15 protein-coding genes are annotated in these 15,246 nt (G+C 74.1%); 6 read left to right on the top strand and 9 right to left on the bottom strand.

The genetic code is table 11. The features are described 5' to 3' along the window. Positions 1 to 105 precede the first annotated feature (105 nt). The 6 genes from Q7L65_RS02095 to Q7L65_RS02070 all read right to left on the bottom strand — a co-directional run bounded on the left by Q7L65_RS02095 (position 106) and on the right by Q7L65_RS02070 (position 7,710). A complete protein-coding gene (locus tag Q7L65_RS02095; protein WP_304718559.1) occupies positions 106 to 1,122 on the bottom strand; it encodes a DUF1152 domain-containing protein in 1,017 nt (338 codons plus the stop codon). Between the two features lie 9 nt (positions 1,123 to 1,131). Beyond that, positions 1,132 to 1,836, bottom strand: coding sequence for a DUF1802 family protein (locus tag Q7L65_RS02090; RefSeq protein WP_304718558.1), 705 nt, complete (start codon positions 1,834 to 1,836; stop codon positions 1,132 to 1,134). Between the two features lie 110 nt (positions 1,837 to 1,946). Next, positions 1,947 to 3,476, bottom strand: a complete 1,530-nt coding sequence (locus tag Q7L65_RS02085) for a hydantoinase B/oxoprolinase family protein (protein ID WP_304718557.1) — start codon at positions 3,474 to 3,476, stop codon at positions 1,947 to 1,949. Next, entirely contained in the window at positions 3,473 to 5,560 is a 2,088-nt protein-coding gene (locus Q7L65_RS02080) for a hydantoinase/oxoprolinase family protein (RefSeq protein ID WP_304718556.1), read from the bottom strand. Before Q7L65_RS02080 ends, Q7L65_RS02085 begins: the two co-directional genes overlap by 4 nt. Positions 5,561 to 5,619: 59 nt before the next feature. Beyond that, positions 5,620 to 6,063 (bottom strand): hypothetical protein, encoded by a 444-nt coding sequence (locus Q7L65_RS02075; protein WP_304718555.1) that lies wholly within the window; start codon positions 6,061 to 6,063, stop codon positions 5,620 to 5,622. Positions 6,064 to 6,255: 192 nt separating this feature from the next. After that, a complete protein-coding gene (locus Q7L65_RS02070) occupies positions 6,256 to 7,710 on the bottom strand; it encodes an L-aspartate oxidase (RefSeq protein ID WP_304718554.1) in 1,455 nt (484 codons plus the stop codon). 25 nt (positions 7,711 to 7,735) lie between these two features. On the opposite strand from Q7L65_RS02070, the gene Q7L65_RS02065 reads away from it, so the two are divergent. Then, entirely contained in the window at positions 7,736 to 8,767 is a 1,032-nt protein-coding gene (locus Q7L65_RS02065) for a histone deacetylase (protein WP_304718553.1), read from the top strand. Positions 8,768 to 8,775: 8 nt separating this feature from the next. Here Q7L65_RS02065 and Q7L65_RS02060 read toward each other — a convergent pair whose 3' ends face one another. From Q7L65_RS02060 to Q7L65_RS02050, 3 genes are all read right to left on the bottom strand, one after another. Beyond that, positions 8,776 to 9,315, bottom strand: a complete 540-nt coding sequence (locus Q7L65_RS02060) for a hypothetical protein (RefSeq protein WP_304718552.1) — start codon at positions 9,313 to 9,315, stop codon at positions 8,776 to 8,778. A gap of 62 nt (positions 9,316 to 9,377) precedes the next feature. Then, a complete protein-coding gene (locus Q7L65_RS02055; RefSeq protein WP_304718551.1) occupies positions 9,378 to 10,943 on the bottom strand; it encodes a hypothetical protein in 1,566 nt (521 codons plus the stop codon). Next, positions 10,940 to 11,923 (bottom strand): glycosyltransferase, encoded by a 984-nt coding sequence (locus Q7L65_RS02050; protein WP_304718550.1) that lies wholly within the window; start codon positions 11,921 to 11,923, stop codon positions 10,940 to 10,942. The genes Q7L65_RS02055 and Q7L65_RS02050 overlap by 4 nt, the downstream gene beginning before the upstream one ends. 132 nt (positions 11,924 to 12,055) lie before the next feature. Here Q7L65_RS02050 and Q7L65_RS02045 point away from each other — a divergent pair, with 132 nt between their 5' ends. The 5 genes from Q7L65_RS02045 (at position 12,056) to Q7L65_RS02025 (ending at position 15,243) form a co-directional block, all read left to right on the top strand. After that, positions 12,056 to 12,301 carry a hypothetical protein gene (locus Q7L65_RS02045; protein ID WP_304718549.1) on the top strand — a complete coding sequence of 82 codons (246 nt, stop codon included), beginning with the start codon at positions 12,056 to 12,058 and terminating at the stop codon, positions 12,299 to 12,301. 140 nt (positions 12,302 to 12,441) lie between these two features. Further along, positions 12,442 to 13,293: a glutamate racemase gene (gene murI / locus Q7L65_RS02040; protein ID WP_304718548.1), complete on the top strand. Its 852-nt coding sequence runs from the start codon at positions 12,442 to 12,444 to the stop codon at positions 13,291 to 13,293. Positions 13,294 to 13,364: 71 nt separating this feature from the next. Then, positions 13,365 to 13,943 (top strand): RdgB/HAM1 family non-canonical purine NTP pyrophosphatase, encoded by a 579-nt coding sequence (gene rdgB, locus Q7L65_RS02035; protein WP_370552512.1) that lies wholly within the window; start codon positions 13,365 to 13,367, stop codon positions 13,941 to 13,943. Positions 13,944 to 14,148: 205 nt separating this feature from the next. Continuing rightward, positions 14,149 to 14,781 (top strand): hypothetical protein, encoded by a 633-nt coding sequence (locus Q7L65_RS02030; RefSeq protein ID WP_304718546.1) that lies wholly within the window; start codon positions 14,149 to 14,151, stop codon positions 14,779 to 14,781. A gap of 90 nt (positions 14,782 to 14,871) precedes the next feature. Then, a complete protein-coding gene (locus Q7L65_RS02025; RefSeq protein WP_304718545.1) occupies positions 14,872 to 15,243 on the top strand; it encodes an HU family DNA-binding protein in 372 nt (123 codons plus the stop codon). Positions 15,244 to 15,246: the final 3 nt, after the last annotated feature.

Genomic DNA, 15,246 nt, shown 5'->3' with positions numbered 1-15,246 from the left:
ACCGATTCCCTATTCAAGCGCGCTGGGAGGGGGCGGCGCAAGCGGCGGCTGCGCGCGACCGGCGGCGCGCGAGCCTGGAGCGCGCGGCGCGACCCGCCGTTCTGCTCAGATCAGCCCGGCGGCCGCTTCGCGTTCGTAGTCGAGCTCGGTGCGGATGCCCAGCTCGGACAGGATCGCCTGGGCGTCGAGCAGGTCGCTCGCGTGCAGCACCGCTCTGGTGCAGCGCGCGGCGGAGGCGATCGTTGCGGCGGGGTCGAAGAAGAACGTCAACGCACCGGCGGGCGTGCGCTCGACGGTGCGGCGGCCGTTGCGGATCGCCAGCGGGCCGAAGGCGCCGCGCGCGCATTCGACGGCCTGCGCGCTCGCCTCCGTCGGGACGACCGCGAGCGCTCGGTCCAGCCGTGCGATCGACGGCTGCGTCAGGCCCCAGACGCCGAGCAGGCCGCCGGCGGCGGAGACCTCGGCGACGCGCTCCAGCACCTCGGCCGGCGTCAGCTCGGCGTCGCAGCCGGCGCCGAACAGTGCGGCGACGACATCGATCCCACGCGCCTGCAAGAGCGGCGCGGTCGCGAGCATGACGGCGTCGCAGAGCGGGCTCGCGAGCCCCGCCTCGTGGCCGTGCGCGAGCACGTCGCCCCCGACGTCGAGCAGCACGACGAGATCGCACTCGAAGTGCGCGACCGCTGCCGCGATGCCGTCCGCGACCACAACGGGGCCGGGATTGGGGTCGACCAGGACGACCTGCGAGCCGAGCAGACCGGACATGTGCGACTCGGCGAAGAGGAAGCCGCCCGGGCCGCGCGTGTCGGCGCCCGCGAGTGCGATCGCCGGGTGGATCACCTCGGCGTCGGTCAGCTCGTCGATGCGACGAGCGCCTGGCAGCGGGTCGATCGGACGCCGCTCCCACGTGATTCCGCCGATGACGGCGTCGCCGCCGAGCGCGCGGCAGCACTCGGCAACGGCGAACGCACCAACCACGTCGCCGCCACCGCCGATGCCGATCGCGAGGGCGCGACCACCGGCCCCGAAGATCGTCTCGATACCGGGACGCTTCGGGCCGGCGGTGCCCCTGACCAGGATCTGTTCGATGCCGGCAGCCGGCGCGTCACCGCGACGGGGCACTGGAACTGCTTAGACGAGCGCGGGGACGCGACCGTTGACGATCGAGCGGATCTCCTCGGAGGCGCGCTCGAACTCGTCGTCGGAGAGGACCGGCGTGCCCTCGAAGGGCAGATCGCGGGTGATCTCCAGCCACGAACGACATCCGCCGTAGTCGTCACGGACCTTGACGGTCACGGGACGGGGGATGCGGTACGTGCGCAGCAACACGACGTGCAGCGGGTGGCGGCTCTTCCACGCGAGACGCTTCTCGGCGTAGTCGGGCGTCCACACGTAGAACGGCGACAGCGCGTCGACAGCTCGGCGATCGGTGATCGTCCAGTGGTCGGCGACCTCGGCCCACGCACGAATCCTCACGCGGTCGGGCTGCGGTATCTCGCCGTCACGCGTCAGCGCGTGCGGGGGCGGCTCGCCTTCCGGCCACACGCCTTCTTCCAGCGCCCGCGCCATCTCGGGCTGGTGAGACTCGCGAACCAGGTCGCGGCGCTGGTGATCGAACGTGGGGTACAGGAAGAAGCGCTCGTGATCGAGTCTGAAATGCTTCTCTTGTTCGCGGATGCCGCCCTTGCGCAGTGTTACGAGTTGCTCGCCTTCGGCAAGCGCGCGCACAGTCACGGCCCATTCTTTGAAAGCAATCGGCATAGTTCCGGGGGAGGGGAGAGGATGCGTATATGCCCGTTTACGCGAGGATGCAACATTTCGCGGCGGGAACTCCATTCTACGCAAGACCCTAGGAATCCCCAAATTCCCCTGCAAATTGATGCTTTTTCACGGCCGTTTCACGACTTGCGGGAACGCTTTTCCGCGAGCTGAGGCGGTCGGCCGGGTCAATCAGGCGGACTGGACGGGGACGGCGGCGTTCCCTGACCGCCGCCGCCAGGCGTCTCGATCCGCAGTCGCGCGCCCGGCTGCAGCGTGCCGCGGGCCTTCGCCGCGACCGGCTCGCCGTCGAGCAGGTTGCGACCGCGCGCGCCTGGGCCGCCGCCCGCGGCGCCGGGCGGTGCGTGCTCGCGCCGCTCGCTGATCAGCGACCACGTCATCGGCGAGAGCGCCTCCAGTTCGCGCACGATCCCCTCGCCGCCGCGGAACTCGCCGTCGCCGCCCGAGCCGCGTCGCACCGCGTACGTGACGACGCGCAACGGGAACTCCAGCTCGAGCGCCTCGACCGGCGTGTTGAGCGTGTTCGACATCGCGACGTGGACCGCGCTCGGTCCGTCCGCGTCGGGGCAGGCGCCCTGGCCGCCGCCGAGCGTCTCGTAGTAGGTGAACTGCTCGGTGCCGAGCGTCAGGTTGTTCATCGTGCCCTGGCCGAGCGCGCGCCCGAACGCGGCCAGCACGAGGTCCGCGACGCGCGAGGAGGTCTCGACGTTGCCGGCGACGACGGCGGCCGGCGAGCGCGCGTTCAGCAGCGAGCCCTCCGGCGCGAGCACCTCGATCGGGCGGTAGGCGCCGGCACTGGGCGGGATGTCGGGATCGGTCAGGACGCGGACCGCGAAGTAGCAGGCCGAGCGCGTGACGGCGAGCGGGCAGTTGAGGTTGCCGTCGTGCTGCGGCGCGCTGCCGGCGAAGTCGAGCACGAGCCGGTCGCCGTCGACGGTCGCTCGCAGCGTCAGCGGGATGTCGCCGTCGGGCCCTTCGAGCACGTCGTGCGCGGTCCGCGTCCCGTCAGGCAGCGCAGCGATGCAGGCGCGCGCTCGCCGCTCGGCGTAGTCGAGCACCTCGGCCATCGCGGCGCGCAGGACCGCGACGCCGGTCGTGCGCGCCAGCTCGGCGAGCCGCAGCGCGCCGGCGCGGTTGGCGGCGAGCTGCGCGCGCAGGTCGGCGCGGCGCTGGTCGGGCTGGCGCATCTGCACCACGAGCCGCTCGATCGCCTCCGCGTCGAGCGGCTGCGGCGAGATCACGACCCCCTCGTCCGCGAGCGTCCTGCTGTCGGCCGGCATCGACCCGGGCGTCGGACCGCCGACGTCGGCATGGTGGGCGCGGTTGGCGGCGAAGCCGAGCAGTGCGCCGGGGCCGCTCTCGCCGTCTCGCTCGAACACGGGCGTGATGACCGTGATGTCGGGCAGGTGCGTGCCGCCGCGGTAGGGGTCGTTGAGGACCCATGAACGACCGGGCTCGTGGCGCTCGCCGAGCACCGCCGCGACCGCCGCCGGCATCGCGCCGAGGTGGACGGGGATGTGCTCCGCCTGCATCACCATCTCGCCGTCGGGATCGAACAGCGCCGTCGACGCGTCGCGCCGCTCCTTGATGTTGGCCGAGTGCGCTGAGCGGATCAGCACCGCGCCCATCTCCTCGCACGTCGCCCGCAGCGCGCCGACGACGACCTGCAACTGAACCGGATCGAGCCCGTCGCTCATCGTGCCTCCCGTCGCAGCTCGACGGCGCCGCTGGCCATCACGCGTCCGCTCCAACCGGCCGGCACCAGCAGCGTCGACTCCGGCAGCTCGCAGACCGCCGGGCCGGCGACCTCCAGTCCGGGCGGGAGCGCGCCCCGCCAGACCGCGAGTTCCACGTCGCTCCCGTCGAGCCGTGCCCGGCGCGTGGCGGAACGGGCCGCGCGGTCGTCGCCGTCGGGAACCGGTGTCGGCAGCTCTGCGCCGTCGGCGACCGGGCTCGCCACCATCGCTCGCACGCGAATCGTCACCAGCTCGATCTCCTGCGCCGCGTCGCGGTAGCCGTAGCGCTTCTCGTGCGCGTTCTCGAAGGCTTCGCGCAACTGCTCGACCGTCGGCTCGGTGGACGCCTCGACGACCAGCTCGAACGCCTGGCCGCGGTAGCGCAGCGCGTAGGTCGCGGCGATCTCGACGTCGTCCGCGCCGAGGGCGTCGCGTGCGAACGCGCCGCCCGCCGCACCGCCGCCTGCCGCACCGCCGCCCGCCGCCGGAGCCGCCGCACCGAGCGCCGCGCGTGCCGCGCACGCGAGCTCGGCGACGTCGCGCGCGATCGCCTGCGCGTTCAGCGCCTCGCCCGTGCGCAGCACGCTGCGCTGCGCGTCGCGGCGGCGGGGGGCGACGACGAGGCCGAAGGCCGCCAGCACGCCGGAGGCGCGCGGGGCGATCACGCGGTCGATCCCCAGCTCCCGCGCGATCGCGACCGCGTGCAGCGGTCCGGCGCCGCCGAACGCGACGAGCGCGTGGTCGCGCGGGTCGATCCCGCGCTCGACCGTCACGACCCGCAGCGCGCGCGTCATCTCGGCGTTCGCGACCCGCACGATCCCCTCCGCGCACGCGAGCGGGTCGAGTCCGAGCGCGTCGGCGAGGCCGCCGACCGCGCGTCGCGCCGCGTCGAGGTCGAGCGCGACGTCGCCGGCCAGCGGCGCGTCGGGCGGCAGGTAGCCGAGCAGCAGGTTGGCGTCCGTCACGGTCGGCTCGACGCCGCCGCGGCCGTAGCAGGCGGGTCCGGGCACGGCGCCCGCCGAGCGCGGCCCGACGCGCAGCGCACCGCCCGCGTCGCGCCACGCGATCGAGCCGCCGCCGGCGCCGACCGTGTGCACGTCCAGCGTCGGCAGCGCGATCGGGCGCCCGGCGATCGCGCCCGCGCCAGCCTCTGCGACCGCGCCGTCGTCCACGACGCAGACGTCGCACGAGGTTCCGCCCATGTCGAAGCAGAGCGCCCGCTCGACGTCGGCCGCCGCGGCAGCGAACGCCGCGCCCTCCGCGCCGCCGGCGGGCCCGGAGAGGACCGTCCAGGAGGCATGCCCTGCGGCCGCCGCGAGGTCGATCAGGCCGCCGTTGGACTGCATGATCGCCGGCTCCGGCAGGCCCGCCGCCGCGGCGCGCTCGGCGAGCCGGCGCAGGTAGCGGCCGACGAGCGGCGACAGCGCGGCGTCGATCTCCGTCGTCGCCGCGCGCTCGTACTCGCGGAAGGTGCCGACGACCTCGTGCGAGAGCGACACGTGCACGCCCGGCATCGCCGCCAACAGCGCGTCGCGCAGCGCCAGTTCGTGCGCGGGATGGCGGTAGGCGTGCAGCAGCACGACGGCGACCGCCTCGGGATCGGCGGCGGCGATCCGCTCGGCCAGCGCGGCGGCGTCCGCGGCCGAGAGCGCGCGCAGCGGCCCGTCGGGCGTCATCCGCTCCGGCGCCTCGAAGCGCAGGTCGCGTCCGACGAGCGGGGCGGGGTGGGCGGCGCAGAGGCGGTAGAGGTCCGCGCGTGCCTGGCGGCCGAGTTCGACGAGATCGGCGAAACCCTCTGTCGCGATCAGCGCGGTGCGGGCGGATCTGCCTTCCAGCAGCGCGTTCGTCGCGACGGTCATGCCGTGCGCGAAGCTGCTCACGTCGGCGGCGCTGCGCTGCGCGCGCCGCAATACGGCGTCGACGGCGGCCATCACGCCGAGCGACTGGTCCTGCGGCGTCGTCGGCGACTTGGCGGTGACCAGCAGACCGTCCCCGAACAGGACGGCGTCCGTAAAGGTTCCGCCGACGTCGACTCCCAGCAGCATCGCGCCGCGCACGCTATCCGGCGCGGCGCCGTGCTGTCGGGTGGGGCTCGCTGCGGGACCTACGCGGCCGCGAGCGCAGCCTCGCGCTCGGCGACCTCGGTCTCGGCGAGGTGCTGGTGTGACGGGCAGTAGCCGTTGTGCGGCAGCGGCATCCGTTGACAGGCCGTTCCCTTGCGGGTCGTGGCCCTACATTGAAGGGGGTTCCCCGCAAGGTCGTAGCCCGTCATCGGCTGGCGCGAGAGGAACTCGTCCGCGCAGCTGATGTAGCGGTCGATCACATGGCATATCCGTGCCTGTGCCGACATCGGGAAGTACGGGCGGATGTCGTGAAACAACGTGCGCGCCGGCCGCGCGAAGTAGTGGCGATCGGTGGCAAGCCGCTCGATCGCGCTCTCGCACGCCTTCAATACGCGCTCGTGGTTGTTGATGGTGGCCGCAGTGGTCGGCCCCTCGACGATCTCGCTCGCAAGCTCGCGATAGATCGCTCGACTGAAGCGATACATGACGCTGGTTCTCTCCTTCTCAGATCCCCGTGCCGTGCTCCTTGTTGCAAGCCCAGCATCCCATCGCCTTGTGAAGCTCAGGCCATGGATCTATTAACCCCATGTTAAGTCGAAACGTTTGCGTTCGCTTGAGAGATGGTACGCGAAGAGACCGTGAACGTGCACGTTCGTCTGCTGTTGTGACAGGGAATGTCAGCGCCAGAACACGAGCGACGGTGCAGCGTCGCTCGTGACGACGGTGTGGTGCCCGTCGAGGTCCGCGTTGACCCGGGGGAAGTCGCGTCGCTGGTGCGCGCCGCGGCTCTCCTCGCGCGCGAGCGCGCTCGCGGCGACCAGTCGGACGAGCGGGTGCTCGTCGTCGAGCAGCTTGCGCAGTCCGTCGGCGTCGCGCTCGATCCCGGCCTCGTGCCACAGCGCCTCGCGGCTGGCCGCCGTCAGCCTCGGCGGCGGGCTGGAGGGCGGCGGCAGCGGCGTGCCGGTCAGCGCCGGCTCGTCGAGCGCGGCCTGCGCCGCGCGACGGCCGAACACGAAGCATTCGCTGAGCGAGTTGGAGGCGAGCCGGTTGGCGCCGTGCAGGCCGGTGCAGGCGCACTCGCCGACCGCGTACAGCGCCGGCAGCGTCGAGCGCCCGTGCAGATCGGTCGCGATCCCGCCCATCATGTAGTGCGCGGCGGGGGCGACGGGGATCAGGTCCCGCGTCGGATCGAGACCCGCTCTGCGCAGCACCGAGACGACGTTGGGGAAGAGGTCGGGGTCGATCGCGCGCATGTCGAGTCCGACCGACGGCGCGCCGGTCTCGATCATCTTGCGCGCGACGGCGCGCGAGACGGCGTCGCGCGGCAGCAGCTCGTCGACGAAACGCTCGCCGTCGGCGTCGAGCAGCAGCGCGCCCTCGCCGCGGACCGCCTCGGTCACGAGGAAGCTGTCGGCGCCGTCGACGCCGGCGACCGCGGTCGGGTGGAACTGGACCATCTCGAGGTCCGCCAGCGCCGCGCCGGCGCGCTGCGCCAGCAGCATCCCGCTGCCGGTCGCGCCGACCGGGTTGGTCGAGCGCGACCACATCGCCGCGGCGCCGCCGGTCGCGAGCACGACGGCGCGCGCGACGACGAGCCGCCCGTCGTGCAGGCGCACGCCGGCGGCGCGGCCGTCGAGCGTCAGCACCGCGGTCGCGCGGCTCTCCTCCAGCACCTCGATGCGGTCGTCCGCGGCGGCCAGCGCGGACAGCTGCCGCGAGACGCGCCGGCCGGTCGCCGAGCCGCCCGCGTGGACGATCCGGCGCACGCTGTGGCCGCCCTCCAGGCCGAGCGCGAGGCGCCCGCGGCGGTCGGCGTCGAAGTGGACGCCGAGTCGTTCGAGGTCGTGGACCACGTCCGGCGCCTCGTTCGTCAGCGCCTGCGCGGCGCTGAGCTTCGTCGTGCCGCGCCCGGACGTGAGCGTGTCCTCCAGATGGCGTTCTGGGCTGTCGTCGATCGCGAGCGCGGCGGCGAGGCCGCCCTGGGCCCAGTAGCTGGACGATTCGGCGAGCGGGGTGGCGGAGACGAGCGCGACGCGCGCGCCGGCGGCAGCGGCGGTGAGGGCCGTGTACAGCCCGGCTCCTCCTGCACCTACGACGGCGAGGTCGGCCTCGATCGTGACGGGTCGTTCCATGCGGGAAGGCCAGTACCGTACTCGCATGGCGCCCGCGATCTACCTCTCGCACCCCTCGTCGCTGCTGCACGACACCGGTCCGCATCCCGAACGGGCGGAGCGGATCGTCGCGATCGAGGCCGAGCTGGAGCGCCACGACTACTTCGGAATGCGGCGCGACGAGGCGCCGCTCGTGGACGAGGTGACGCTCGCAGCGGTCCATCCCGTCCGCTACATCCGCGCGATCGACGAGCTGTGCGCGGCCGGCGGCGGCGCGATCGACGCCGACACCGTCGTCGTCGAGGCGTCGTACGAGGCGGCGCTGCGCGGTGCGGGCGGGGCGGCGCGACTGGTCGACCTGCTGCTGAGCGGGGAGGCGCGGACCGGCTTCAGCGCGCTGCGCCCGCCCGGCCATCACGCCGAGGCGGCGCGCGCGATGGGCTTCTGCCTCTTCAACAACGTCGCCGTCGCGGCGCAGCGGGCGCTCGACGCGCACGGTGCCGGCCGCGTGCTCGTGCTCGACTGGGACGTCCACCACGGCAACGGCACCAACGACATCTTCCACGCCAGCGACGAGGTCCTGTTCGTCTCGCTCCACGAGTCGCCGCTCTATCCCGGCACGGGGCCGGCGAGCGACGTCGGCAGCGGCGCGGGGACCGGCTACACGGTCAACCTGCCGGTCGCGGCGGGCACCGGCGACGCCACGTACGCGTCGCTGGTCGAGCACGTCGTCGCGCCGCTTGCGCGCGCGTACGAGCCGCGTCTGATCCTCGTCTCCGCCGGCTTCGACGGCCATCGCGAGGACCCGCTCGCGGGGATCGCGCTGACCGAGGCCGGCTTCGCCGCGATGACGGGGACCGTGCGCCGGCTCGGCGCCGAGTTGGGCGTGCCCGTCGGCGGCGTGCTGGAGGGCGGCTACGCGCTCGGCGCGCTGGCCCGCTCGACCGCCGCGACGCTCGCCGTGCTGACGGCCGCGGATCCGCCCCCGGCGGTCGCCGACCTCCCGCTCGCGCCCGAGGCGAACGCGGCGCTGGAGCGACTGTCGGAGCGCTGGCCGGCGCTGGGCGCGCGCCGCTGAAACAGGTTCTAAGGCAGCGGGACTCTGACGCCGCCCGGCAGCGTCAACGTTCTTCTGTCGCCGCTCACCTCGGGCTCGCCGGCCGTGCTGTCCGGCGGGCTCGCGGCGGCCGACGGCGGTGCCGCGCTTCCGGGAGCGGCAGCGTCGGCGCCTGGCGTGGCAGCACCAGCGCCCGAGTTCGGCGTCGTCGTCGCGCCGCCGGGCACGGCGGCGCCAGGCGTCGTCTCGGTGCCGGGAACGACCGCGCTGGGCGTCGTCTCGGTGCCCGGGGTGACCGCGCCGGGAGTCGCCGCCGGCGGGGTGACCGGGGCGGCCGGGTCGACGGGCGTGACCGGTGCGGCGGCCGGAGCGGGAATCGTCACGGTCGCCGGGGTCGGCGGCGGCTGCTGCTCGTCGAGCAGCACCACGAGCGCATAGGCGATCGCGGCCGCGGCGAGCACGAGCACGACGATCGAGACGACGATCGGCAGGCGCCAGTTCGGCGGTGGATCGACGCGCGTGCGCGCCGCCAGCCCGCACTCCATGCACCACGCCTGGTCGTCGCGCATCGTGCTGCCGCAACGCGGGCACAAGAACGCCCCGGGCGTCGTCGGCGACGGCCGCGTGGCGGTCACTGCGGCGGGTTCGGCTCGGTCGGTCTGGACGCGTCCGCGTCGGGCTGCTCGGCGGGCGCGGGCGGTTCCGTCGGAGCGGTCGGCGGGTCGGCGGGCGCGGGCGGCTCGGTCGACCGGACCGACTCGGCCGGCGCGGTGAACGAGGGTGGATCGGCGGGCGCGGGCGACTCGGGCGGCGCCGACGGGAGCGCTGGTGCGGCCTGCTCGGACGGCGCGGCCGGCGGCAGTCCGGGCGCCGCTTGCGCCGACGGTGCGGCCGGCGGAAGCGCGGCTGCGGGCGCGGCGGCTGACGGGGAGGAGAGCGCGGCGGCGGCCTGCACGTGCGGCGCTCCCGCGGCCAGCTCGGCCGCGACGGGCTGCTGCGACAGCGCGGGAGGCGCCGGCGGGGCCGGTGGCGGCGGGGGAGCCGCGGCGACCTGCATCGGTCCCTGCGCGAGTCCGCCGAGCGCGGCGCCGCAGTGCGAGCAGAAGCGGTCGCTGCTGCCGTAGAGCGAGAAGCAGCGCGGGCAGGTGCCGCCGATGCCGGGCAGTCGCACGTCGCGCACGTCGCGACGCTCCTCGAGCACGGTCTCGAGCGAGTTCAGTTCGTCGTCGCACGCGCGGATCTGGTCGATCTTCTGCGCGATCAGGTCGTCGCGCTTGCGCTCGAAGCGGCGCAGGTCGAACGCGAGCCCGCCGAGATCGCGCACCTGCAGTTCGCGCAGCCGGCGCAGATACCGCAGCCGGCGGCGCATCCGGCCGCGCTCGCGGAACCCGGGTCTGCGCTCGACGGGCGCCGCGGGCTGCTCGGCCGCCGTCTGTTCGCCCGTTCCGGCGGGCGGCTGTTCGCCGGCGGCGACAGCGGTTGCGCCGGTGTCGGTCGCGGGCACAGCGCCCGCTGCATCGTTTCTTGCATCGCCGGCGCCGCCGCTCGCGTCGCCGGTCGCCAGCGCGGCGCTGGCCGGATCGGTCGAGCCCGCAGCGCTCGGCTGGTCGCCAGACGCCGGGTGCTCGCCTGTCGCCGGCGCCCCGACGCTCAGCGGCGTCGCGCCGGCCGTGGCGGCGCTGACCGCGGCGTTGGACGGCAGCGGCGGATGCGCCTCGGTCGGTTGCTCGGCGAGCGGGAACAGCGCCGTCGGCTGCTCGGCCGCGGTGAAGGCGGTGGTCGCACCGGACGCGTCAGCAGGGTCCGTGGCGGCGTCCGAGGTTGGCGCCGGTGCGTCGGCCGAGGCGGCTTCGCTCGACTGGCCTGCGCGCGGGGACCCCGCGGGCGGACCCTCGTCGGAGGGCGGCGCGGGGGCGCCTATGTAACGAGCGGTGGGGGCGTCGGCCGCGGCCGACGGCGTGTCGCCGGCTGCGGGCGCGGACGCGTCGGACCCGGCGGCTGGGGACACGGGGGCGTCGGCCGCGGGCGCCGGCGTTTCGCCGGCCGCGGGCGCGTCGGACCCGGCGGCTGCGGACACGGGCGCTTCGCCCGTGGTGGGCTCGGCGGCCGGCGCGTCGGCGCTCGGCTGCACAGGCGTCTCGGCGCCGTCGGGGTCGCCGGCGCGGCGCCGTGCGATGCGTTGGAACAGGCCACTCATCGTCGCGTGGGCGCCGCGTTCCCTACCTGTGCGGCGCCGAGGCGGCGAGTATACCCACGGCCCCCGGTCGTCCTCGCCGCCTCCTCCGCCAACGTCCGCCAGGCGACCGCGACGCGCTGCGCCATCCGCTCGGCGCAGAACAGCTCAGCCCGCGCGCGGCCTGCGATCCGCGGATCGGCTACGGCGAGGTGCGGTGCCAGCGCGCTGCGCCATGCGGTCGCGTCGAACGGTCCGCAATGCGCGCCCGCGACGCCCTCCAGCACCAGCGGCGCGATCCCGACGGGGGTCGCGACGACCGGCACGTCGCAGGCGAGCGCCTCCAGCACCGCGAGCCCGAACCCCTCCCGCTCGGACGGGATCACGACCGCGTTGGCGGCGTTGATCCACAACGGCACCTCGTCGGGCGCGACGCCGTCGAGCACCAGCAGCGTCGCGTCGCCGGCGACCGCGCGCGCGTCCTCGAAGCGCTTCTCGGGGCGCGCGGGGGCGGCGGGGAAGAGCAGGTAGCGCCCGGCGGGGTCGAGGCCAAGGCGCTCGCGCGCCTCTGCGCGCGGCAGCGGCCGGAAGCGGTTCAGAGCGACCCCGCACGGGAGCACCGCGACACGCCGCCGGGTGCCCGCGCCGGGGATCAGTTGTGCGAGCGAGGCGGAGACGGTCGCGGCCAGCGTCACCAACGGCACGACAGCGCGGCTGAGCCGGCCGGAGCGCGGATGCGCGAGATCGGTGCCGTGGAAGGTGACGACGTGCGGTGCGCCGCGCAGCGCGAGCGCCGGCCACGCGGTCAGGCCGAAGTGCGCGTGGACGACGTCGAAGCGCTCGCGCCGGTAGCGCCGCCGCAGTTCACGCGCGGCGCGCGGATACGAGCGCAGGCCGGGCGGGAACGCGAACAGCTCGACCTCGATCCCGTCGATCTGCTGCAGCGCCTCGACCTGGTCCTGGACGAAGCGCCCGAGTGCCGGCCGAGCCGCGGACGGATACATGTTTGTGACGACAAGCGCGCGCATTGGCAGAGGCAGCGTAAAGGCGTGCGTGATTTGTCGCAGATGCGTCTAGAGCCGTTGCAACTCGATCCGGAGACTCCGTGCCCTAGTCGAGCGAACGGGGAGGACGCGGTGATCTACCGGCTGATGGGGCTGTTGCACGTGCGGGTCGCGCTGGTGCTGCAGAGCGAACGGGTCGCGCTGATGCGGCGCGGCGAGCGGGGGCAGGGGACGGTCGAGTACGTCGCGCTGATCCTGCTGGTCGCGGCGCTGCTGGCGGGTGTCGTGGCGGCGACGAAGACGGCGAGACTGGGCGACGGCGGGATCGCGAGAGCGATCGTGACGAAGATCAGAGATGCGATCGGCGGTCTCAGATGAGCTGGCACGAGGACGCCGGCGCCGCGGGGGCGACCTCCGCCGCGGCGCCGGCGTTCGCGGGGGCGCCGGACGGGTGCGAGCACGAGGGGGCGGCCGTCGGGTCGCCCCGTTCCCGCGACCCCCTCTGCCACCATTGGACGATGCCCGCGACGACCGAACGAGCCGTCCGCAACAGCCCGATCGCCGTCTTCGACTCGGGCGTCGGCGGCCTCACCGTGCTGCACGAACTGCTCGTCTCGTTGCCGAGCGAGGACTTCCTCTACCTCGGCGACACCGCCCGCTTCCCGTACGGCGACAAGTCGCAGGAGCAGTTGCGCCGCTTCTCGCTGGAGATCGCGGATCACCTGCTCGACGCCGGCGCGAAGCTGCTCGTCGTCGCCTGCGGTTCGGCGACCGCGGCCGCGCTGCCGCTGCTGGAGGAACGGCTGAAGGGGACCGGCGTCGACGTGCTCGGCGTGATCGCCCCGGCGGCCCAACTGGCCGTGGAGGCGACCGCGAGCGGTCGTATCGGCGTGCTGGCGACCCCGGCGACGGTCTCCAGCGGCGCCTACGCGCACGCGATCGCGGCGAGCGATCCGCACGTGAGGCTCGAGAGCGTGTCGTGCCCGGATCTCGCGCCGATCATCCAGAGCGGCTTTCCGTTCGACGAGCGCGTCGTCGAGACGGTGCGGCGCTACACCGCGCCGCTGCGCGCCGCGGAGGTCGACACGGTGATCCTCGGCAGCACGCACTACCCGCTGATCGCCCCGATGCTGCAGCGGATGCTCGGTCGCGGCGTCCACCTCGTCACCTCGGGTGAAGGCGTCGTGCGCAGCGTCGAACGGGCGCTCGGCGCGCGCGGCCTGCTCAACGAGCGCGACGGCGAGGGCGATTACCGCTTCCACTGCACCGGCGACGTCGACGCCTTCCGCACGCTCGGCACGCGCTTCCTGCAGATGCCGCTGGGCGTGATCGAGCAGATCGCGCTGACGCCGGCGAGGGCTGCGGCGTGACCGCCGGGAATCGGCCGGACGCCGGCGGTGTCAGCGGCGCGGCGCGAACCGACGGCGACGGCGTCACGCGCCTGCTGCTGTCGACGCGCAACGCGCACAAGCTGCGCGAGTTCGAGCGGCTGACGGGCGGGCGACTGGTCGTCGATCCGCTGCCGGACGACGTCACGCTGCCGCCTGAGGACGGGGCCAGCTTCGCCGAGAACGCGCTCGGCAAGGCGCGTGCGGCGGCACAGGCGACGGGACGTGTGGCGATCGCCGACGACTCGGGGATCGAGGCGGCCGCGCTCGACGGCCGGCCGGGGATCTACTCCGCGCGATACGCCGGGCCGGACGCAAGCGACGGCGACAACCTCGCGAAGCTGCTGCGCGAGGCACCCGCGGGGAGTGCGCTGCAGTACGTCTGCGCGATCGCCTACGTCGACCCGGCCAGCGGCGAGCAGCGCGTCTTCGAGGGCCATTGCAGCGGCACGCTCGCGGCGCGGCCCAGCGGTGACGGCGGCTTCGGCTACGACCCCGCCTTCCTGCCCGACGACGAGCTGCCCGGCGGCATCGGCGGGCGCACGATGGCGGAGCTGTCCGACGCCGAGAAGGACTCGATCAGCCACCGCGGCCGCGCGCTGCGGGAGCTGGTCAGCTGGCTCGACGGCTGATCGCGCCGGGGCGCGGCGCACATTCGGCGGCGGCGCGGCGGGCGATCGGCGGCGGCGCGGCGGGCGATGGGCCGTGGCGCGGCGGGCGATCGGCCGTGGCGCGGCGCGGCGCGCGGCTCAGCGCAAGTTGATCGCGGCCGAACAGGCGATTGCGAAGACGACGGCGGCGTAGCCGACGTAGCCGCTCAACAACGTGATGACGGCGGTGATCAAGCAGACGGCGACGGTGACGATCCACGCGATCCGCTCGAGCGGCACTCCCGTATCCTCGGGCTCTGGCATGCCCGCCATTCTGACGCCTGAGCTCGCGCTCCGCCACCTGCTCCAACTCTCGACCGACGTGCGCACCGCGCTGGCGCTCGCGCGCGACGGCGGCGTGCTGGCCGGAGACGCCGCGTGCGCGTCCGCCGCGCGCGAGCTGATCGACGTGCTCGACGCGGCCCTGGGAGAGAACGCCCCGGGCGAGCTGCTGGCGCCGCTCGCGCGCGGCGGGAGGCTGGAGGGCACCGCGGTGGTGATCCGTGCGCTCGTCGCGCCGACGCCAAGCGCGTCCGCGCCGTCCGCGCCGCCCGCGTCGTCCACCGCGCCCGACACCCTCACGCTCGTAGTCGCAGCCGGCCCGCACGCGCTCCTTCCGCTCCTGCGACATGACCTCGCAGCGCTCGTCGAGGCGACCGGTGGGACCGTCTCGGCACGCGCCGAGGCGACCTCGAACGAGGCCGGAGCGGTCGTGATCTGGGGTGCGTCCAGGTCCGTCCAGCTGCTCCAGGCCTCGGAATCGGCCGCCCGCACTGCGATTTTCGCGGGATTGAGCCTGCTCGACGCGGGTAAGCCCTGACGAGGTCGCACTGAGGCGCGATCTTCCGCTGTGGCGGGAGGCACCTCTATGCGATAAATCGGAGCACGGGAGCCGCGCGCAACGGCCAAGATGGTCAGATTTCCCGCCGTGACGGGCGATTTGCGTTGTTCCCGTCCGCGAGGGTTGTTAGCTTCGGCCCTCCCACGACCTCGAAGGAGGATCACTGTGACGAAATCAGAGTTCGTCGACCAGGTTGCCGCCAACAGCGGACTGAGCAAGAAGGACGCCGGAGACGCTGTCGATGCCGTCCTCCAGACGGTGGAAGATGCCCTCAAGCGCGGTAGCGAGGTGACGTTCTCCGGCTTCGGCAAGTTCCATGTCGCCGAGCGCGGCGCCCGCGAGGGTCGCAACCCGAGCACCGGCGAGAAGATTCAGATCGCCGCGTCCCGTGTCCCGCGCTTCACGCCGGGCTCCGGGCTGAAGAGAGCCGTCAAGGGCTGATCG

Source organism: Conexibacter sp. CPCC 206217 (assembly GCF_030646165.1).
GTDB lineage: Bacteria > Actinomycetota > Thermoleophilia > Solirubrobacterales > Solirubrobacteraceae > Conexibacter.
This window is presented reverse-complemented; position numbering and strand designations above follow the sequence as displayed.

Coding starts and splice junctions, on each gene's coding strand:
- Q7L65_RS02090 (WP_304718558.1), bottom strand. CDS start 1,836: ATGGAGTTCCCGCCGCGAAATGTTGCATCCTCGCGTAAACGGGCATAT.
- Q7L65_RS02085 (WP_304718557.1), bottom strand. CDS start 3,476: ATGAGCGACGGGCTCGATCCGGTTCAGTTGCAGGTCGTCGTCGGCGCG.
- Q7L65_RS02080 (WP_304718556.1), bottom strand. CDS start 5,560: ATGCTGCTGGGAGTCGACGTCGGCGGAACCTTTACGGACGCCGTCCTG.
- Q7L65_RS02075 (WP_304718555.1), bottom strand. CDS start 6,063: ATGTATCGCTTCAGTCGAGCGATCTATCGCGAGCTTGCGAGCGAGATC.
- Q7L65_RS02070 (WP_304718554.1), bottom strand. CDS start 7,710: ATGGAACGACCCGTCACGATCGAGGCCGACCTCGCCGTCGTAGGTGCA.
- Q7L65_RS02065 (WP_304718553.1), top strand. CDS start 7,736: ATGGCGCCCGCGATCTACCTCTCGCACCCCTCGTCGCTGCTGCACGAC.
- Q7L65_RS02060 (WP_304718552.1), bottom strand. CDS start 9,315: ATGCGCGACGACCAGGCGTGGTGCATGGAGTGCGGGCTGGCGGCGCGC.
- Q7L65_RS02055 (WP_304718551.1), bottom strand. CDS start 10,943: ATGAGTGGCCTGTTCCAACGCATCGCACGGCGCCGCGCCGGCGACCCC.
- Q7L65_RS02050 (WP_304718550.1), bottom strand. CDS start 11,923: ATGTATCCGTCCGCGGCTCGGCCGGCACTCGGGCGCTTCGTCCAGGAC.
- murI (WP_304718548.1), top strand. CDS start 12,442: ATGCCCGCGACGACCGAACGAGCCGTCCGCAACAGCCCGATCGCCGTC.
- Q7L65_RS02025 (WP_304718545.1), top strand. CDS start 14,872: ATGGTCAGATTTCCCGCCGTGACGGGCGATTTGCGTTGTTCCCGTCCG.